The sequence below is a fragment of the Pseudomonas bohemica genome (genome assembly GCF_002934685.1).
Classification (GTDB): domain Bacteria; phylum Pseudomonadota; class Gammaproteobacteria; order Pseudomonadales; family Pseudomonadaceae; genus Aquipseudomonas; species Aquipseudomonas bohemica.
Genome location: NZ_NKHL01000112.1, coordinates 87,504 through 107,268, shown reverse-complemented (window position 1 = coordinate 107,268; position 19,765 = coordinate 87,504). Strand labels below are relative to the sequence as shown.

Below are 19,765 nucleotides of genomic sequence, written 5' to 3'. Positions count from 1 at the left end.
GGCGAGATCAGTCGTCCGCGCTTATCACGCTTTGGCCCGCAAGCATTCCGGGCGGGGGCGAACACGGGGCGCAAACAAAGAGGTACTTATGTCCGAGTTTCAGCTCGTTACCCGTTTTGAGCCGGCCGGTGATCAGCCGGAGGCGATTCGTCAGCTGGTTGAAGGCATCGACGCCGGGCTGTCGCACCAGACCTTGCTGGGTGTGACCGGTTCGGGCAAAACCTTCAGCATCGCCAACGTGATTCAACAGGTGCAGCGCCCGACCCTGGTGCTGGCGCCGAACAAGACCCTCGCCGCGCAGCTGTATGGCGAGTTCAAGGCGTTTTTCCCTAACAATGCGGTCGAGTACTTCGTTTCGTACTACGACTACTATCAGCCCGAAGCCTACGTGCCGTCTTCGGACACCTTCATCGAGAAGGATGCTTCGATCAACGACCACATCGAGCAGATGCGCCTGTCTGCGACCAAGGCACTGCTGGAGCGCAAGGACGCGATCATCGTCACCACGGTTTCGTGCATCTACGGTCTGGGCAGCCCGGAAACCTACCTGCGCATGGTCCTGCACGTCGACCGCGGCGACAAACTCGATCAGCGCGCGTTGCTGCGGCGTCTGGCCGACCTGCAGTACACCCGCAATGACATGGACTTTGCGCGCGCGACCTTCCGCGTGCGAGGCGATGTGATCGACATTTTCCCGGCCGAATCGGATCTGGAAGCCATTCGCATCGAACTGTTCGACGATGAAGTCGAGAGCCTGTCGGCCTTCGACCCGTTGACCGGCGAAGTCATCCGCAAATTGCCACGCTTCACCTTCTACCCCAAGAGCCACTACGTAACGCCTCGCGAAACGCTGCTGGACGCCATGGAAGGGATCAAGGTCGAGTTGCAGGAGCGTCTGGAGTACCTGCGCGGAGCGAACAAGCTGGTGGAAGCGCAACGTTTGGAGCAACGCACCCGTTTCGATCTGGAGATGATCCTTGAACTGGGTTATTGCAACGGCATCGAGAACTACTCGCGCTATCTGTCGGGCCGTCCCTCCGGCGCGCCGCCGCCTACGCTCTACGACTATCTGCCGCCGGATGCATTGCTGGTGATCGACGAATCCCATGTCAGCGTGCCCCAGGTCGGCGCCATGTATAAAGGCGACCGTTCGCGTAAGGAAACCCTGGTCGAGTATGGCTTCCGTCTGCCGTCGGCGCTGGACAACCGGCCCATGCGCTTCGACGAGTGGGAGGGCGTCAGCCCGCAGACCATCTTCGTTTCGGCGACCCCAGGCCCATACGAGGGCGAGCATGCGGGACGTGTGGTCGAGCAAGTGGTGCGGCCGACCGGTCTGGTCGACCCGCAGATCGAGATTCGTCCGGCGCTGACTCAGGTCGACGATCTGCTGTCCGAGATCAAGAAGCGCGTCGACACGGAGGAGCGGGTGCTGGTCACGACGTTGACCAAACGCATGTCCGAAGACCTCACCGATTACCTGGCTGACCACGGGGTGCGGGTGCGCTATCTGCACTCGGACATCGATACGGTGGAGCGGGTCGAGATCATTCGCGACCTGCGCCTGGGTACCTTCGATGTGCTGGTAGGGATCAACCTGCTGCGCGAGGGGCTGGACATGCCTGAAGTGTCGCTGGTGGCGATTCTCGATGCCGACAAGGAAGGCTTCCTGCGTTCCGAGCGCTCGTTGATCCAGACCATCGGCCGCGCGGCGCGTAACCTCAATGGCCGGGCGATTCTCTACGCCGACAACATCACCGGCTCCATGGAGCGGGCCATCGGCGAGACCGACCGCCGTCGCGACAAGCAGATCGCCTTCAACCTGGCCAACGGCATCACCCCCAAAGGCGTGGTCAAGGACGTCACCGACATCATGGAAGGCGCTACCGTGCCCGGCTCGCGCAGCAAGAAGCGCAAGGGCATGGCCAAGGCTGCCGAAGAGAACGCCAAGTACGAAGCCGAATTGCGCTCGCCGAGCGAAATCACCAAGCGCATTCGTCAGCTGGAAGAAAAGATGTACCAACTGGCACGAGATCTGGAGTTCGAAGCAGCGGCGCAGATGCGCGACGAAATCACCAAGCTGCGTGAGCGGTTGTTGGCGGTTTGAAGCGAACACATCGAGGCCGTGTGATGCAACGAACCACAAAGCGACTGATTCTGCGCGCCCCTACCCCGGACGATCTCGACAGTCTGTTCGCGATCTACGGCGATCCGGCGACCCATCAGTTCAACCCGTCCGGGCCTTTGAGCCGCATCGAGCAGGCGCAGTCGTTGCTCCAGGGCTGGTTGGACCACTGGCAACGCGAAGGCTACGGGCAGTGGACGATCACTACCCGCGAACGTCCCGATCAGGTCATCGGCTTCGGCGGCGTCGATGCGCGCCGTTATCTGGATGTCTTACGACTCAATCTGGGTTATCGCTTTGGCGTGCAGGCCTGGGGGCAGGGGTATGCCACCGAACTCAGCCAGGCAGCGCTGGCCTTCGCCTTCACCGAGCTACAAGTTGCAGAAGTCTTCGCGGTCGTCAGACCCCAGCACCATGCTTCGATCCGTGTGCTGGAAAAGGCCGGCATGCATCGCATCGACACCCTTAGTGACGTGCCGGGACAGACGCCGAGCCTGGTTTATCGGTCGTCTCGGGATGAGGCGGTAAGCCAGGAGCAGTGATAGCCGCGGCTGCCGAATGCTGGCGATCAATCTTCGCAAAGCTCGCAAAATCTCAGTCGGTTGCCAAAGGGGTCTGCAATCTCCATCACCTTGCCCCAACCCTGTTCCTGAATCCCCGGCCTTGCATGCTTGTAGCGCTTGGCGTTCAGCTCGGCGTGCAATTGCTCGATGTCCGTCACCGGCACGAAAACCGTCGAGCCCGGCGTGGCATCGCCGTGGTGGCCGGTCAGATGGATGACCAGCTCACCTCGTCTGGCCTGGGCATACAGCGGCAGATCCTCTTCGAAGCGGTGCTCCCACTCGATGCGAAAGCCCAGAAAATCGACATAAAACGCCTTGGCCTGTTCTTCGGAAAAGATCCGAATCAATGGAATGGCTCCAGAAATCTGCATTGCCCCACGCTCCCTGATGGTTGGAGCGAGGATGCTAGCAGAACTCAATTGGTTTGGTGGGCTACGCCGACAGCGATCTAATGAGCGTTGTCGAGGAGTGCTGCAGGTCCGCATAAGCTCAGCGATTGACCTGCCGCGGCCGGACATAAATCGCCAACAGCATTGCGCCCAGACTCAGGCCCGCCAGCGCAACCGAACCTACATCGATCGCCAGGTCCAGCCCCCAGGCAGTGGCGGCGCGGCCCAGCAGCATTGCGACCACACCCTGCATCAGGTAAGCCACCAGAAACAGCGCCGACAGCGTGCCTGCGCGGTGATGCATCGGTGCATGGGCGTTGATCAGGTTCAAACCGCCCATGAACAGCAAGCTGTAACCGGCGCCGCTGGTCGCGCTGGACAGCAGAAATACCGGCAGTGCGTGGGTCGCGGTCGCCAACATCAGCAGCACCAGGCTGGCGATGGAAAAGCTCGCCCCCGCGATGATCGACAGCATTGAGGTGAAACGCTTGGCGACGATACCGGTGAGGCCCAGCACGATGGCGAACAGCGAAATCGCGCAGCCGTTGACCAGGGCATTATTCGAACCGATCAGGTCATGGGCGATCTGCGAGCCGAGGGACAGCATTGTTGCGCCCACCGAGTAGGCGCTCAGTACGGCGCTCACCGACACCAGAAACGCCTGGCGCAGCGGTGGGTGGATTCGCGGCAGTTTCAGCGTCCAGCGTTTGCGGCTTTGGGCTTTGGTGTGACGCGGCAGATGCCAGACGCCATACAGGGTGGCTACCAGGACGAGCACCAGGACCCAGAAGCTCAGGCGGGTGGGGAAGGGTGCATATTGAATCAGCCCGCCGCCGAGGATCAACGCCGCTGCCAGTCCGAACGCCTGGGCTGCGGTGGTGATCGCTCCGGCGAGTTTGGCTTTGCCTGGTGCGCTAAATTCGACCACGGCGGCTGCCGATGGTCCGGCAGAGAGCCCGACGCCGATGCCCATGAAGGCCCGGCCCACCAGCAGCCAGAGGACATTCGGAGCCACGGCGAACAGGAGCACGCCGATCAGCGAAGCGGACAGGCCCAGCAGCATGGCGGCGCGTCGGCCGATGTAGTCTGACAGATCGCCCAGAGCGATCAGCGTCGCGACCACGAATACCGGAAATACCGCGAATATGAGGGTGGTGATGGTGGGGGTCAGTTGCCATTGACGGGCGTAGAGCGGGTACATCATGGCGGGGGCCGCGCTGGTCCAGAGCGTATGGACGACGACTGCGGCGGCCACCAGGAAGCTGCTTTTGCGGCCCCAGGTGCGTGGTGAATGGCTCATGTGTTTCGCCTCACGGGTGTGTGTCGTGACATTAAGGTCGGGGGAGGAGGACTGGCTTGTATTGATGTGCGTTTGTTCCACTCGGGGAGGAAGCCGGACCGCTGAGGGGAAATTTACGGGCTGGAGCGAGGTGGAACAATTAGTGTGAAATGAGAATGATTGTTTCTTGTTTAGGGACGATAGCGGTGAGGAGATTGGGAAGCGGACGAGGCGGTGACGCGGGCAGGATCGCTGCTGGCGGCAAGCCGGTTGCTACAGGAATCGCGTCGCGTGAGTCGGGTACTTGGCGTCAGTGCTCACCCTCATACCGATCCAGCGTATCCCGCGCGATCTCCCGGCCCAGGGCGATCAGCTCCGGCGCTTTATAGAACTCGAAAAACCGGCACACACGCTTCGGCACGTTGATCAGAATGTCTGGCGGGTAGCCGGCAATCTTGTATTGCGCCAGCGACGTCTGCATCACTTCGAAACTCTGGTTGATCAGGTCCAGCAGCGATGCAGGGCCGACGTTGTCGACGATCACCGAACCGCTGGCGGATTTCGGCGCGCCGGGCTCGGTGGGTGCGGCAGTGGGTTGTTGGCCTTGCGGATCGGCCGATTCGGTATCGTGATGGCCCGCCAGCCACGGATTGTCCAGGGTGGCAGCGGCAGCCTTGAGACTGTCCTGTTCCAGGCGCAGGACGTCATCCCCGGCCACATCCAGCTTGCGCCGGAATGGCAGGTGCGAACCGATCGAACTGATCAGGCTGTCGAAGCGCTTCTTCACCGCCGGCGGGCGTTCGATCACGGGCAGCTGGTAGTGCTTCTGGTTGGTCGAGTTGAGGTTGACCGCCACGATCAGGTCGCAATGGCTGGATACCACAGGCACGATCGGCAACGGGTTGAGCAGGCCGCCATCCACCAATGTGCGATTGCCCTGCACCACCGGCGTGAACAGGCTGGGGATCGCCGCCGAAGCGCGCATGGCCGAATGCAGATTGCCTTCCTGAAACCATATTTCCTGCTGGTTTGTCAGGTCCGTCGCAACGGCGGTATAGGGGATGGGCAAGTCCTCGATGTTCACCTCGCCGACGATCTCGCGGATCTTGCCGAACACCTTCTCGCCACGTATGGCGCCAAGCCGAAAACTCACGTCCACCAGGCGCAGCACATCCAGATAATCCAGGCTCTCGATCCACGCCTTGTATTCCGGCAGCTTGCCCGCCGCATATATCCCCCCGATGACCGCGCCCATCGAACAACCGGCGATACAGGCGATGTCATAACCGCGCCTTTCCAGCTCTTCGATCACCCCAATGTGTGCATACCCTCTGGCGCCGCCGGACCCCAAGACCAGCGCGATTCTTTTTTTCATTCGCAAGCTCCCCGTTGCAGTGGTCCTACCCTACGCCGTCGCCGCGCGTGATTCAAAGTTATGCACTTGATGAGGTGTGGCGGCGGGAATAGGGTATAGGCTCACCGCTGATGGTCGATGACGTTGCACGTCAGCGTCACCCTAATAAGGAAAGCCACATGCCTCTGGTCAGAATCGATGTCGCCTCTGAAACCTCCCCCGAAACCGTCGCTACCATCGGCGACGTGATTTACGACGCCATGCGCACCACCGCCAGCGTCCCCGAACACGACAAATTCCAGATCATCCACCGCCACGGGGACGACGAGCTTGTCTACCCGGCAGCCGGTTATCTCGGCGTCACCTACACCAAGAGCATCGTGTTCATTCAGATCACCTGGAACGAGGGCCGAACCACCGAGGTGAAGAGGGCGTTCTACAAGGCCGTGGCGCAGGGGATTCACGAGCGGACCGGGTTGCGACAGGAGGATGTGTTTATCAATCTGATCGAGACCAAGCGCGAGAATTGGTCCTTTGGGAACGGGGAAATGCACTACGCGTGAGTGGGCCGCCTCGAAGGTTACACGGTCCGCTCTGATCACAGGCAGATCGCGCGGCGTTCACGGGCGCTGCCCAGCATGGATATAGATACTCCGCGACCGCTGACTGTGGCACTTTTACATCGCCGCACCGTCAAAGCCGCATCGTCGATTTCCATTGTTGAGGTAACACCCGATGAAAGCCTGGATCTGCCTGCCACTACTCGCCCTTGTTCTGACAGGCTGCGCGGGTAAAACCGCCTACCGCGACAGCTGCGCCACCAGTCTGGACGCGGCATGGCACGAACTGGACCTGGCCAAGGCCGAAGGTTTTGCCGGCACCGTCAGCTACTCCAAGGCCCTGTCATTGCTGACCGGCGCCAAGACCCAGCAGCAGTTCGAAGCCTTCGAAGGCTGCAACGAAAAAGCCGAGAAAGCGCGGTTCTATATCCGCGAGTCCCGCGCGGGGCGTTGAGTGCCTGATCACAGCCTTTGCCCGGCATGACACCAATCACTGTGAGGGTGAGTTGCTCACGAAAAGCGACGTATGAACCGCTGCGGTGATGGCCGATGTGCTGGCCCTTTCGTGAGCAGGCTTACTCCCACAGCTCGTCGGGCGCAGCGGAGTTCGTCGTTCTCAGCCACTTCTGATGAACTGCCCGCGACAATTGCTGCTCATTCCCTTCCTCCGCTCTGGCGAAAAGGCCTACGCTGACTTTAAAGTGGCTGCATGTCTGGCATCTGCTGCAGTCCTACTAGCCAAGAGCAGTCGCCTGGGGAGGCTTTCCGATGGGCAGAAAACTGGATGCGTGCTTAAACGCGATCAATGAAGTGGTACTGGGCAAGGAGCCTCAGGTACGTCTGGCCATGGCTTGCCTGCTGGGTGGGGGGCATCTGCTGATCGAGGATCTGCCCGGCATGGGCAAGACCACCCTCAGCCATACCCTGGCGCGGGTGCTGGGGTTGAGTTTCCAGCGGATTCAATTCACCTCCGATCTGCTGCCAGGCGACATTCTCGGTACTTCGATCTTCGACCGGGAAACCGGGCAGTTCACCTTTCACCCGGGGCCGATCTTCGCCGAACTGGTGCTCGCCGACGAAATCAACCGCGCCACGCCCAAGAGCCAGAGCGCGTTGCTCGAAGCCATGGAAGAGGGCCAGGTGACCATCGAAGGTGCAACTCGTCTGTTGCCCAATCCGTTTTTCGTCATCGCCACGCAAAACCCGTTCAGCCAGGGTGGCACCTTTGCCTTGCCCGAGTCGCAACTGGACCGCTTTCTGATGCGCCTGTCCCTGGGCTATCCGGCGCGTTCGGCGGAAAAAGCCTTGCTGCTGGGCGAATCGCGGCGTGAGTTATTGCCGCGCATCGAGCCGATTATCGACCACACTGAACTGGCGGCCTTGCAGGCGCAAGCCCGTGGGGTTCGGGCCAGCGATGCGCTGGTGGATTATGTGCTGCGCCTGGTGGACGCCACTCGCAACCAGCCCCAGTTCGCCTACGGCCTGTCGCCGCGGGCGAGTCTGGCGATTCTCTCGGCGGCGCGGGCCTGGGCGCTGTTGATCGGGCGTGATTACGTAATACCGGAAGACGTTCAGGCGATCCTGCCCGCAGTGATCGGCCATCGTCTGCGCGAGCGCACCGATCCGACCGGGCATAGCGGCGGGGCGTTGGTTCAATGGCTGCTGCGTGAGGTGCCGGTGCTTTGATTCCTCAGTTCAAACCGGTCTGGCAGCGCTGGGTGGGGCGTCGCATTCCCCCTGCCTCGCGGATCGAGCTGGATCACCGCCGAATTTTCATACTGCCGACCCGGGTTGGCGGCACCTATGCGCTCGTGCTGGTTCTGCTGTTGCTGGTGTCGATCAACTATCAAAACAGCCTGGCCTACGGTCTGACTTTCCTCATGCTCTCGGTGGGCTTGCTGGCGATTCTTCACACCTACCGCAATTTCAGCGGCCTGATCCTCAGCGCCAGCCATGCCCGCTCGGTGTTCGTCGGCGAGCCGGTGCAACTGCGCCTGCGTCTGGAGAGCGGGTTGAGCGGCCATCAAGCCATCGCCCTTGGTTGGGACAGCGAGCGACTGGAGCAGACCGATGTCGATGCCGAGCGCCAGGTAGAAGTCGCGCTGACCTTGCCTGCCGTCAATCGCGGCTGGCTGCGAGCGCCGCGTCTGCGAGTGGAGAGCGTATTTCCGCTGGGTATTTTCCGCGCCTGGAGCTGGCTGGATCTGGAGCAGACCGTGCTGATCTATCCGCGTCCGGTGGCGGGCAGCATGCCGCTGCTGCAAGGGGTTCAGCCCCACGCCGAAGATGACGGTCAGGCGACTCAGGGGCAGGGCGTCGACGATTACCAGGGACTGCGCCCGTGGCAGCCCGGCGACTCCATGCGCCGTATGCACTGGAAAGCCTGGTCCCGCGGACAGGGGCTGATGGTCAAGGAGTTCACCGATCTCAGCGGGCATGACCTGTGCCTGGATTTCATGGCGCTGGGCGGCGACATCGAAGAGCGGCTGTCACGCCTGTGTTACTGGGTGCTTGAGCTGTCTCAACGGCAACAGCCTTTCGCCCTGCGTCTGCCGGGTTTTCTCTCGGCCGTGGACAGCGGCGACGCCCATCGCGAAGCCTGTCTGCGGCAACTGGCGCTGTATGGAGTTCAGGCATGAATGCGGGGTGGCCATGACCTCGGCCAGCCTCGCCCAGCCGATTCCCCGCGTCAGCCTTAACTGGCTGCTGGTCGCTCAGGCACTGGTCATCGTGCCATTCTCCTTACACATCCCCGTTTCCCTGATCGTCCTGTGGCTAGCCTGCACCTTCTGGCGTATCCAGATTTTTCGCATGCGCGTGCGGATGCCCGGCAACTGGGTCAAATCCGGGCTACTGGTGGGTACGGCGGGCGGCATCTATCTGGCGCGAGGGAGTCTGGTGGGGCTCGATGCCGGGGCCGCGCTGCTGATTGCTGCTTTCATCCTGAAAATGCTGGAAATGCAGACCCGACGCGATGCCCTCGTGCTGATCTTCCTGGGCTTCTTTTGTGTCGCCGTTGGCTATCTGTTCGAAGACGCGCTGCTCTGGGGGCTATTCACCCTCTTGCCCATCGCGACGTTACTGGCCGGGCTGATCGGTCTGCAGCAATCGACACTGTCGAACAAACCCGCGGGCACTTTGATGCTGGCTGCCAAACTGCTGCTGCAAGCAGTTCCGCTGATGTTGCTGCTGTTTCTGTTCTTCCCTCGTCTGGATCCGCTGTGGTCGTTGCCGCAGCCGAGCAACAAGGCGCTCACCGGCTTGTCCGACAGCATGGCTCCGGGGGATATCGCGGAGCTGAGCAAGTCTGCCGCGCTGGTGTTTCGCGCCAGCTTCGCAGGACCGATCCCGCCGCGCAACCAGCAGTACTGGCGCGGGCTGACCCTCGAGCAATTCGATGGTCGGCGCTGGTCGCAGTCTTCCCGAGCGCAGGTGCCCGACGCCCCGGACTGGCGCAAGGAGGGCGTGAAACTCAGTTACAGCATCGTCATGGAGCCCACCGGCAAACCCTGGCTGATGACTCTGGACGTCGGCGAGACCGACTTGGCCGGGGTGCGGCAGATGAGCGATTTCCGCTGGCAGCGCCGGCGTCCTGTCGAGCAGTCGGTGCTGTACAGCGTCAACTCCTGGCCCGACGCCGTGCGCGAAACCGTGCTCAGCGACGGCAGCCGGATGCAGGATTTGCAACTGCCTGCCAAAGGCAACCCCGAAGCGCGGGAATGGGCGGCCGACATGCATCGGCGCTATCCCAAGCCTGACGCGCTGGTGGACGGCGTGCTGTCCTACTTCACCGAACAGCCCTTCCACTACACCCTGAAACCGCCGGTATTGGGGGCCAACAGCATCGATGACTTCCTGTTCGGCAGCCGCGCGGGTTTCTGTGCACATTACGCCGGCGCGATGACCTTCGTGCTTCGCGCAGCCGGAATTCCCGCCCGGGTCGTGGCCGGTTATCAGGGTGGCGAGTTGAACCCGGGCGGCAACTACATCAGCGTGCGCCAGTTCGATGCCCATGCCTGGGTCGAGTACTGGCAGGCCGGGGTGGGATGGCGCAGTGCTGACCCGACTGCCGCAGTGGCGCCGGCACGGATTGAACAAGGGCTGGAACAGGCTCTGTCCGCCGATGAGGACTTTCTTGCCGACTCACCCATGTCGGCCCTGCGCTATCGGCATTTGGCCTGGCTCAATTCGATTCGCTTGAGTTGGGATAACCTCAACTACGGCTGGCAACGCTGGGTGCTGGGCTATCAGGGCCAACAGCAGTTGCAGGTGCTGGGGCGCTGGTTCTCCGGCTTCCAGGCACCGGTGTTCGCGGGCGCCGCGCTGGTCATTCTCGGGCTGTTGGCGCTATGGCTGTTCAAACCCTGGCGCCGTGAGAGCGACTCGCAGCTGCGTCTGTTCAACGCATTCGAACGTCTGCTGGCCCGGCATGGTCTCAGACGTCAGCAGGGCGAAGGTGCACGAGCGTTCGCGTCCCGAGCTGCCCGACGTTTCCCGGCTCATGCCGAGGCGATCGAAGGATTTGCCCGGGAGTTTGAAGCACAGCGTTATGCCGGGGTTTCCGGCTCGGTCGGCCAGTTGCGCCGACGCTTGAAAAACCTGCGCCGCAGTCTGCCCTGGCGCTTGTCTGCGGTGAAGGACAAGCAGCCGTAATGAATGAATAAGGAGTCGCGAATGTCTGCCATGGTCGATCACCTGATCGCCGAGATTATCAGTCTCAATGTCAAGCTATTGGCCTGTTATGCCCGCCTGGCGGCGTCTACCGACAGCGAGGCGCTGCACGATCTGCGCACCACTGTCCGGCGCTTGCGAAGCGTGCTGCGGCCATTGCGCGGGCTGCCGGGAATGGATCAGGTCGAGGAGGCGGCCAAAGGAGTGGGCGATCTGACCACGCCACTGCGCGACATGCAGGTACTGGCTTTGTTTCTGACCACTCAGGGGCTGGATCAGGCTGCGGCCAAACGCGCTCAACATCTGGATTCCGCCTGCCCCGAGGTCGCGACGTCCGCCGAGCTGAACCGTCTGTTCGGGGTGCTGGATCAGTTGCCCTCGTTTCTGCGCGCTCAACAGCGTCATGGCCTGCTGAAGAAGCTGCGTCAGCGCGTCGAAAAACGCATGGACAAACAATGGAAGAAACTGCGCGAGGCCATGATCGATCCCGCACACGATCGTCACCGCCTGCGTTTGCTGATCAAGCGCGTGCGCTACGCGGCCGAGGCCTATCCCGAACTCAGTCATCAACCCAAGGGCATGCAGAAACGGCTCAAGTCGGCGCAAGGCGCGCTGGGCGATTGGCACGATCATTTGCAGTGGTTGGCTCAGGCCGAACATCAGTCGGACCTTGCACCCTGCGTTGCCGGATGGGAACTGGGGATCCTGCGGGCCGAGGAAAAATCGGACAAGGCGCTGGATCAGCTGTTTCAGGCCTGCTTCGGCGACCCCTCGCCCCATTGATCCCGAACAGGCCGCAGGAATGGCAGTTATGGGCGCTGTTCGGCGAATGAGGTATCGCTAAGATCCGGGGAATGTTTCTTGTGAGCCACATGGAGTGCCCATGACATTTTCCCAATTGCTCGACGCTGTTCGCGATAACCCCCAGGCCGTGACGATTCCTGCGTCGTGGTCTCAGGGCCGCTCCTGTTTCGGCGGCCTGATGGCGGCCCTGCAATTGGAGGCCATGCGCGCGAAGGTGGCGGCAGACCGGCCGGTCCGTTCATTGGCCATTTCCTTCATCGGCCCGCCAGCCATCGATGTGCCGATTTCGTTCGAGGTGCAAATGCTTCGCGAGGGCAAGGCGGTCAGCCAGGTTCTGGGACGCGCCGTGCAGAATGGTGAGACCGTGACGCTGATCCAGGGCAGTTTTGGCGCCCCGCGCGAATCGATGATTGCCGTGGCCGCCGAACCTGCACCCTCGTTCAAGCCAGTGGATGAGGTGCCGGATTTTCCCTTCATTCCCGGCGTGATGCCCGAATACCTGCGTTACATCGACATGCGCTGGGCCTTGGGTGGGTTGCCGTACAGCAACACCAAGTCGCCCGCCATCGGCGGCTATGCGCGGTTGCATGATGTTGTGGAGGAGAGGCTGACCGAGGCGCATCTGTTGGCGTTGGTCGACACCTGGCCGCCAGCCGTGCTGCCACATCTGAGCAAGCCAGCGCCCGGCAGTTCGTTGACCTGGTCCATTGAATTCGTGCAGCCCCTGCCTGCGATGACGACCCATGATTGGACCCAATACCGCGCGGTGATCGAGCATGCCCGCGATGGCTATGGCCATGTTGCTGCAGCGTTGTGGGCGCCGGATGGGGAACTGGTCGCGATCAGTCGGCAGACGGTGACCGTGTTCGGTTGAGGGGGAGCTTTCGGTGTGTGGCGGTTTGGCTTGCGATGCCGCCCGAGACCTTACTGGCCTCGGGCTTTGATGGCCTGCACCGCGATCAACCCCAGAATGCCGATACCGGCTGAGGTGAGGCTGGCGCTTAGCGCGCCGTCGAGCAACAGCAGACCAGAGACGATAGACAGCGGGAACGCCAGCGACGACAAGACCAGATTCGACGACAGCCCGGATTTGTTCGCGGCGCAGAAGAAGTCGTCGAGGTGCAGGTTGGAAATGAACTTGGGCATGATGCTTACCTCTTCAAGGCTGAATAAGAACCGTTTTCGATGGGTTCAGAATAGGCCTGCCGCCGCATGAGGGCGAATCGAGGTTTGCTATCGCAGCGATAGGCGATAGGTGATAAGGGGGGAACGCAATCGATTGATCGGGACCCCATTCGTATCCCCCCGACGGAACCTGTGGGAGTGAGCTTGCTCACGAAGGCAGTCCGTCATTCACCCCAGCGGTATCTGACTGACGCCTTCGTCTGCAAAGCTCTACTCCTACAGGGTCTTGTGTTGGCAAGCAGACCCTATCCCTGCACCTTCAACTGTCCTATTGCCATATTCAACTCCCCGGCCAACGTCGCCAGTTCATTGCTGGTACTGGCTGAATCAACGGTCTGGCGCACGGTGCGCTCGGTGACATCGCGAATGCTCACCACCGCGCGATTCATTTCTTCGGCCACTTGGCTCTGCTGCTGGGCTGCCACGGCGATCTGCGTGTTGCTTTCGCGCATCTGCGCCACGGCCTCGGTGATCGCCGCCAGCGCTTGCCCGGCTTCCTGCGCGCGCTGCACGCAGTCGTCGGCCTTGTATGAGCTTTCCTGCATGAAGTCCACGGCGTCGCGGGTGCCAGCCTGCAGCGCCGAAATCATGGTGGTGATCTCGTCGGTGGAGGTCTGCACGCGCTTGGCCAGATTGCGCACCTCATCGGCCACCACCGCAAAGCCGCGACCCATTTCCCCGGCTCGCGCCGCTTCGATGGCCGCGTTCAGGGCCAGCAGGTTAGTCTGCTCGGCGATACTGTGGATCACGTTGACCACGCCGTTGATCTTCTGACTGTCCTCGGCCAGGCGCTGAATCATCTCAGCCGTCTGTTGCACACCGCTGGAGAGCCCGGCAATCGAAGTCTGCACGCGATCCACCACCTCCTTGCCGCTGCCTGCCAGCGCATCGGCATTCTGTGATTGATCGCGGGTGGCACTGGCGTGCTGGGCGATGTGGTAGACCGTGGCGGTCATTTCGTTGATCGCGGTCGCCACCTGATCGGTTTCGCTCTGCTGACCGAGCATGCCCTCACGCACATCGCTCATGCCCGTGGCCAGATACACCGCGCCTTTATCCAGCCGTGCGGCGGACTGCGCGACGGTGCCGACGATGCGCTGATACCCCGCCTGCATGGCGTTGAACGCCTTGGCCATCTGCCCGACTTCATCATCGCTGTCCAGGGGAACCCGCGCCGAAAGATCGCCGCTTGCCTCGACGTGGAGCATCACGTCCTTGAGCGTATTGAGGTGGGTCAGCAGGAATCGGATCAGCAACTGCGAGGCGCTGAGCATTGCCAGCATCAGTACGCAAACGGCGAGGGCGTAGTGGGTGAAGTGTTCGGCAAGTACCTGATCGAATGAGGGCGCAGCTGCACGTTGCGCAATATTCGGCGCCGGTTGACCGGCTGGCCAGGCTGCCAGCAATTGGGCCTGAGCCTGCGCGGCTATTCGGGCATCTTCGGTCCGGCTTTGTTGCTCCAGATTCAGCGCGTACAGCACCAGCAGCAAGATGGCGAAGAAGGCGACAGCATTCACCGCCCAGAATTTGTATTTCAGCGAGATATTGCTCAACCAGCGGCCCATGAGGAAGCTCTTCTGTGATTGCACGTGATAAGGCAAGGTGCCATTAGTTTCTCAGCTGCGCGTGACACAAGCGTTGATCTGTATCACCTTTTGATGGGGGCGGTGAGGGCCGGCGATGGTGTTGCTGAAAACGCCACCGCTGGCACGCCGGACTGCTACAGGACGGATTCGCCCAGCGCAGGCAGGGAGAAGAAGGCGCGCGCGCAGGCGGTGGTGTGGGCGGCGACGTCTTCCAGGGTCTCGCCGCGATGCAGCGCCACTTCACGCAGCACTTCCGGCAGATAGGCCGGTTCATTTCGGCCGTTCTTCGGTTTTGGACGCAGGCTGCGAGGCAACAGGTAGGGCGCATCGCTCTCCAGCATCAGACGGCCCCTGGGAATTTCCCGGACCAGAGGATGCAAGTGCGTGCCCCGACGTTCGTCGCATATCCAACCCGTGATGCCGATGTGCAGATCCATATCCAGATAGTTGAACAGCGCACGTTTTTCCCCGGTAAAGCAGTGCACCACGGCGCCGGGCAGGTGATCGCGGTAGTCGCGCAGGATCGCCAGCAGCCGCTCGTCGGCTTCGCGCTCATGCACAAAGACCGGCAGCTGCAAAGCCACAGCCAGCGCCAGATGGGCTTCGAGCACTTTCTCCTGCTGTGCGCGAGGCGAGAAATCGCGATTGAAATCCAGCCCGCATTCACCGACTGCGCGCACCGATTTTTCTTTCAGCAGGGCTTGCAACTGTCGCTCGGTGTCCTGTGTCCAACCGCTCGCCGAATGGGGGTGGACCCCGGCGGTACTGAACAATCGCTGAGCGCTTTCGTCCAGTTGGCGGCACATCTGCAAGGCCTGTTCACTGCTTTCGACGCTGGTACCGGTGAGGATCAATTGAGCCACACCTGCCCCGTAGGCACGGTCGAGGACATCGCGCTCCCTGGAGGCGAAGGATGGGTTCGTAAGATTGACGCCGATGTCGATAAGTTGCATGGTTCACCTCAGGCCGGAGGCCGAGAAGAATAGCAGAGCGATTGAAGCGATAAAAAACAAGCAGACTCAAGTGCTTAGAATTATTAGCCCCCTGTGACGTTGCCAGCTGCCGCCATGTTCATGCAGCTCAAGCAGTTCGCGCGACTGCCCGACACAGACTTCAAGCCCGTTTTTTCGGCATTTTCCCGGAGCGTCAATGATCCGAGCCTCGCTGATCTCGTTGCTGTGCCTGTTGCCCGTTTCTGTCCATGCCTGGGCCCATGACGCCAGCCATGCCCCGAACCATGCCACGCCGCGTCCTGCCGGCCCGCCGGTGATCGTCAAGAAAACTCAGATCCGGGACCTTGCCGCCATTCGCAGCAGCAAAGTCCTGCGCGTGCTGGTCAACCAGAGCCGCAACAGCTCGGGCGAAGTGCAGGGCGAGCCGATTGGCGTCGAGTATCGCCGCCTGCAAGCCTTCGAAAAATACCTCAATGGTCACGCGCGAGATGGCCAGAAAGTCTCGATCAAGCTGATTCCCAAGGCCAAGGACCAACTGCTCGCCGCGCTGCAACGCGGGGAAGGGGACGTGGTCGCTCCCGGTGAACTGCTCGACGCCAGCGCCGCCCAATACGTCGATGCCACCGCACCGGTCGTCAGCCATGTGCCGCTGGTGGTGGTCGGGGTGCGTGGCGAGCGCGCGCTCAAGCGCCCGGAACAGCTCTCCGGCCGTACGCTGATGCTGGCCAATGGCAGCGTGGCTGACGACGCCATCGTGCAGCTCAACCAGAAGCTGGCGTTGCGCAAACTGCCGCCGGTCAGGATCGAATGGGTCGACCCGAGTCTTGCGGTGGAAGACGTGCTGGAGATGGTTCAGGCCGGGATTTATCACCTGACTGTGGTCGAACAACCGATTGCCGAGCGCTGGGCGAGAGTCATGCCCAAGCTGCGAGTCGACCGCGCTCTGGCGCTGAGCGATCCGGGCGACATGAACTGGTTCGTGCGCAAGGATGCCACCATGCTGCATGCCACGGTTGACCGGTTCCTTCAGACCTATGAGCCGCCGGCCAATCAGGATGCCGTGTTCCAGAAAGCCTACAAGGACCTCTATCGCGTCCACTATCCGCTGGCCCGGGAAGATCGCCAACGTCTCGAAACCCTGCGACCGACCCTGCAACGCCATGCCGATGCGCAGAACATGGACTGGCTGGATCTGGCGGCGCTGGCGTTCAAGGAGTCGGCGCTCAATCCGGTGGCCCAGGGTGGCAGCGGCGCTACGGGCCTGTTGCAGATTACCCCTTCGGCGGCGCAGCGGGTGGGCGTAGGCAACATTCATGACGTCGACGGCAATGTGCAGGCCGCGAGCAAGTATCTGGCGATGATCCGCCGCAAGTTTTTCGCAAGCCCAAGAATCAACGAGCGCGAACGTATGGCGTTCACGCTCGCGGCGTACAACCTTGGGCCTGAGCGGGTGCAGGCCATGCGGACCGAGGCCAGGCGCCAGGGCCTGAACCCCAATCAGTGGTTCTTTCAGGTCGAGCGGGTGGCGATGGAGCAGGTGGGAATGAGCGTGGTCACCTACGTTAACAGCGTGAACAAGTACTATCTGGCGTATGACCAGGAGCGCAGTTCGCTGGAGAGTCCTTCGCCGCGCAAAGTGGCACTGAGGGATTGATCGAACATCAGGGGCTGCGGCGTACCGGATGAATACCCTCCCAATTGACAATCCCCACACAGCTTCTCTAGGATGCCGCTCATGCGCCGATTTAAACAGCTACTTGCGGGGCGCCGGGTGTCGTCGACGACGTCACCAAAATACCGCTAAAGCGCTGGTTCGGTGTTGCCTCTCACCGCTGCCCAGCGGAACACTGAGGCAGAGAAAACGACACTATGAGCAGCAACTCCAGCCCGCGCCCCCTCGTTCGCCTGGCCCCTATTGCCAGTCAATTCAACCGTCGCAATCCGAAAATCCTGCTGGGCGGTGCCCATCAGCCGACGCTGCTGCGTTATCTGGACGGCTGGCCGCGCCGCCAGCATGGTCCTCATGCGTTCCTCATCCAGTTCATCGACGTCGACGAATCCCTCGAACGTTTCGCCAACGACCAGTTCGACCTGGCGGTCATCCAGGCGCCGTCTGCCGAACACGCCGAAGGGGTGATCCGGCATCTGACGCGCATCGCTCGCCAAGGCTTGATCACCCGCTGCTGACTCAGCGCCGTGTCGGTTGCAGGTGTTCGTGAGGATGGCTCAGCTTGCGAGCGCCCCGGATCTCATTGGCGTGCCGACAATTGGCGATCAGATGGCTGCGCAGCGTCCAGTCGGTGTTGATGATGTAGAAGTTCTGGATGTAGCTGTTTTCGTCGACGGATTCGAACCATTCGTCAAGCTTATGGCTCAGGTCGGTCGGCGCATGTAAGGGCAGTGAATACTTGGCGCACTGTACAGCGCGCAGATAGAAAGGCTCTTTGTATTCTTCGGCGACTTTGTCAATGAACTTCTTGAGGGTGTTGGTATTGAAGATTTCCGAACCCGACCAGCGCTGAGTGACACCGTCCCATCCCGGCTCGTCGCCGCGGTCGGAATTGTACGATACGACCACGTTTCTCCCCGGCTCATATTCCCACAGTTGCCCCAGCGTCCAGCTGTGCAGGTAATCAGGTATCACCCGCGCGCCGAGTTCGTTGAACAGCTGCGCCTGCAGTTGAGCGTGGGCCTGGTCGTTGAAATATTTGAACTGGTGAAAGTCGAGAATGACGATCTCGCGGGCTGGAGCGCCCGAACTTTCGAGTTCGGCGAAGAACGCTCGAACCGCTTCGATGATGTCGACAGCGACGGTTCTGCCCGACGATGTGAGGTGAAAAAGCTGAAAACGATTGGGGTCGCCTTCGGGGTGGTCATCATCGAGCAGGACGCGCAGGTCGAGTACCCGGATGCCGTTGCGCAGTTGCTCCAGAGGAGCCTCATCCTGCGCATATTCCATGGGAATTCCAAGGTTCGGCGACTGTTTATCGCTGCCTGAGTTATGGGAGCCGGGCAGGATCAGCTCGTCGATACGCAGATGTTCGAGGTTGGCAGTCTCGGCCATCCATTGCATGTGAACAGGGGATTGGGTGTCGCGGTGCAAAGCAGTCATGTTGTCAGTCCTTGACGTAGTGAATGCGCCTCGATGTGCGAAGGCGCCGGGCATGTCTTTGCCCTGAAACCGGTGCACAGGTTTGCGTTTGGTTGGCGTTCGGTCAACCGGGAAGAGCCGCTCGGATTATGACCGGATGTTTGATCGGTGCGCTTCAGCGCACCCGCAACACCACCCGCCCGCGCACCGGATCTTCATCCAGATGGTTGTGCGCCTTGCCGAACTGCTCGAATGGCCAGGTGCGATGGATGTCGGGCTTGAGCAGACCCTTGACGGTCAGTTCGTTGATCTTCTCAAGCGCACGTCGCATCGCAGCGCCGTTCTGTTCGATGCCCAATTCAGGTTTGCCAGTGAAGTTTTCCAGGCAATGCACGTAGAAACGCATGTTTTTCCGGAAGGCCTGCATGGCCGGGAATGGCGTTCTGTTGCCGCCGCGCAGGCCGTATAGCACCAGACTGCCCCGGGGTGCCAGGACGTCGCCCAGCATCGACATCTGCATCCCGCCGAAGCCATCGAAGACGGCCTCTATGCCTTGGCCCTTGGTCAGCGCTTCGATGTGCAGGCAAATGTCGTCCTCCTCGGTCACGATCACCCGTTCGGCACCGTTGGCCAGCAGGTACTCGCGGTGCTCGGCATGTTGAGTCGCGGCAATCACCCGCAGGCCCAACGCCTTGCCCAACTGCACGAATGCAATGCCGGGGCTGTACGCCGCGTCGGTGACCAACACTGTCTGTCCAGCCTGCACCTGGGCCAGGTCGACCAATGCGAAGTAGGCCAGCAGCATCGGCGTGTAATGAACGCTGGCCTCCACTGACGTCAGGACATCGGGGTAGCGGGTCAGGGCGTTGCGTGGCACGAGCACGTGATCGCCGCACATCGGGTAGTCATTGGCGCTCATGGCCTTGAAGCTGGCAACCTTGTCGCCCACCTGCAAATCAGTCACGCCTGAACCGACGGCCTCGACAATACCGGCCATTTCGCTGCCTATACCCGCAGGCAATTGCACAGGAGCCAAAGCCAGATTCTGGCGCCACAATACGTCATCCCGGCTGATACCAATGGCTTCGGCACGAACCAGCACTTCCTGTGGGCCGGGTGACCGGTCAGGCTGCTCCTCGCAACTGAGCACATCGGCTTTGCCGAAGCGATGAAATTTGATGGCGCGGGACATTTCCAACCTCGACGCA

General features: G+C 61.4%; 19 protein-coding genes. 11 read left to right on the top strand and 8 right to left on the bottom strand.

From position 1 onward, the window contains the following. Positions 1-88: 88 nt before the first annotated feature. Both uvrB and CE491_RS17635 read left to right on the top strand, forming a co-directional pair. Complete coding sequence (uvrB, locus tag CE491_RS17640) at positions 89-2,104, top strand: excinuclease ABC subunit UvrB (RefSeq protein WP_110949613.1); 2,016 nt, start codon at positions 89-91, stop codon at positions 2,102-2,104. A 23-nt stretch (positions 2,105-2,127) separates the two neighbouring features. Further along, positions 2,128-2,664, top strand: a complete 537-nt coding sequence (locus tag CE491_RS17635) for a GNAT family N-acetyltransferase (RefSeq protein ID WP_110949612.1) — start codon at positions 2,128-2,130, stop codon at positions 2,662-2,664. 26 nt (positions 2,665-2,690) lie between these two features. Here the strand turns inward: CE491_RS17635 and CE491_RS17630 are convergent, their stop codons facing one another. From CE491_RS17630 to CE491_RS17620, 3 genes are all read right to left on the bottom strand, one after another. Next, positions 2,691-3,056, bottom strand: a complete 366-nt coding sequence (locus tag CE491_RS17630) for a glyoxalase superfamily protein (RefSeq protein WP_110949611.1) — start codon at positions 3,054-3,056, stop codon at positions 2,691-2,693. 118 nt (positions 3,057-3,174) lie between these two features. Beyond that, complete coding sequence (locus CE491_RS17625; protein ID WP_110949610.1) at positions 3,175-4,374, bottom strand: MFS transporter; 1,200 nt, start codon at positions 4,372-4,374, stop codon at positions 3,175-3,177. A gap of 289 nt (positions 4,375-4,663) precedes the next feature. After that, positions 4,664-5,728: a patatin-like phospholipase family protein gene (locus tag CE491_RS17620; protein ID WP_110949609.1), complete on the bottom strand. Its 1,065-nt coding sequence runs from the start codon at positions 5,726-5,728 to the stop codon at positions 4,664-4,666. A gap of 158 nt (positions 5,729-5,886) precedes the next feature. Between CE491_RS17620 and CE491_RS17615 the strand changes: the two genes are divergently transcribed. The 7 genes from CE491_RS17615 to CE491_RS17585 all read left to right on the top strand — a co-directional run bounded on the left by CE491_RS17615 (position 5,887) and on the right by CE491_RS17585 (position 12,616). After that, on the top strand, positions 5,887-6,270 hold the full coding sequence (locus tag CE491_RS17615; protein ID WP_110949608.1) for a tautomerase family protein: 384 nt from the start codon (positions 5,887-5,889) through the stop codon (positions 6,268-6,270). A 172-nt stretch (positions 6,271-6,442) separates the two neighbouring features. Continuing rightward, positions 6,443-6,721 carry a hypothetical protein gene (locus tag CE491_RS17610; protein WP_110949607.1) on the top strand — a complete coding sequence of 93 codons (279 nt, stop codon included), beginning with the start codon at positions 6,443-6,445 and terminating at the stop codon, positions 6,719-6,721. Positions 6,722-7,035: 314 nt separating this feature from the next. After that, on the top strand, positions 7,036-7,953 hold the full coding sequence (locus CE491_RS17605; protein WP_110949606.1) for an AAA family ATPase: 918 nt from the start codon (positions 7,036-7,038) through the stop codon (positions 7,951-7,953). Continuing rightward, complete coding sequence (locus tag CE491_RS17600) at positions 7,950-8,906, top strand: DUF58 domain-containing protein (RefSeq protein WP_110949605.1); 957 nt, start codon at positions 7,950-7,952, stop codon at positions 8,904-8,906. Before CE491_RS17605 ends, CE491_RS17600 begins: the two co-directional genes overlap by 4 nt. 13 nt (positions 8,907-8,919) lie before the next feature. After that, positions 8,920-10,920 (top strand): transglutaminase TgpA family protein, encoded by a 2,001-nt coding sequence (locus tag CE491_RS17595; RefSeq protein ID WP_110949604.1) that lies wholly within the window; start codon positions 8,920-8,922, stop codon positions 10,918-10,920. Between the two features lie 21 nt (positions 10,921-10,941). Next, positions 10,942-11,721: a CHAD domain-containing protein gene (locus tag CE491_RS17590; RefSeq protein WP_110949603.1), complete on the top strand. Its 780-nt coding sequence runs from the start codon at positions 10,942-10,944 to the stop codon at positions 11,719-11,721. A gap of 100 nt (positions 11,722-11,821) precedes the next feature. Further along, positions 11,822-12,616: an acyl-CoA thioesterase gene (locus CE491_RS17585; RefSeq protein ID WP_110949602.1), complete on the top strand. Its 795-nt coding sequence runs from the start codon at positions 11,822-11,824 to the stop codon at positions 12,614-12,616. 50 nt (positions 12,617-12,666) lie between these two features. On the opposite strand, the gene CE491_RS17580 is transcribed toward CE491_RS17585, so the two are convergent. The 3 genes from CE491_RS17580 to CE491_RS17570 all read right to left on the bottom strand — a co-directional run bounded on the left by CE491_RS17580 (position 12,667) and on the right by CE491_RS17570 (position 15,466). Next, a complete protein-coding gene (locus tag CE491_RS17580; protein ID WP_110949601.1) occupies positions 12,667-12,888 on the bottom strand; it encodes a hypothetical protein in 222 nt (73 codons plus the stop codon). A gap of 284 nt (positions 12,889-13,172) precedes the next feature. After that, on the bottom strand, positions 13,173-14,492 hold the full coding sequence (locus CE491_RS17575; protein ID WP_110949600.1) for a methyl-accepting chemotaxis protein: 1,320 nt from the start codon (positions 14,490-14,492) through the stop codon (positions 13,173-13,175). A 155-nt stretch (positions 14,493-14,647) separates the two neighbouring features. Beyond that, positions 14,648-15,466 (bottom strand): TatD family hydrolase, encoded by an 819-nt coding sequence (locus CE491_RS17570; RefSeq protein WP_110949599.1) that lies wholly within the window; start codon positions 15,464-15,466, stop codon positions 14,648-14,650. A gap of 196 nt (positions 15,467-15,662) precedes the next feature. On the opposite strand from CE491_RS17570, the gene CE491_RS17565 reads away from it, so the two are divergent. Further along, a complete protein-coding gene (locus tag CE491_RS17565) occupies positions 15,663-17,120 on the top strand; it encodes an MltF family protein (RefSeq protein ID WP_110949598.1) in 1,458 nt (485 codons plus the stop codon). Between the two features lie 215 nt (positions 17,121-17,335). Continuing rightward, positions 17,336-17,653: a hypothetical protein gene (locus tag CE491_RS17560; RefSeq protein WP_110949597.1), complete on the top strand. Its 318-nt coding sequence runs from the start codon at positions 17,336-17,338 to the stop codon at positions 17,651-17,653. A 1-nt stretch (position 17,654) separates the two neighbouring features. Here CE491_RS17560 and CE491_RS17555 read toward each other — a convergent pair whose 3' ends face one another. Then, positions 17,655-18,578 (bottom strand): PI-PLC domain-containing protein, encoded by a 924-nt coding sequence (locus tag CE491_RS17555; protein WP_234407619.1) that lies wholly within the window; start codon positions 18,576-18,578, stop codon positions 17,655-17,657. A gap of 154 nt (positions 18,579-18,732) precedes the next feature. Continuing rightward, positions 18,733-19,749, bottom strand: coding sequence for a zinc-dependent alcohol dehydrogenase family protein (locus tag CE491_RS17550; protein WP_110949596.1), 1,017 nt, complete (start codon positions 19,747-19,749; stop codon positions 18,733-18,735). Positions 19,750-19,765: the final 16 nt, after the last annotated feature.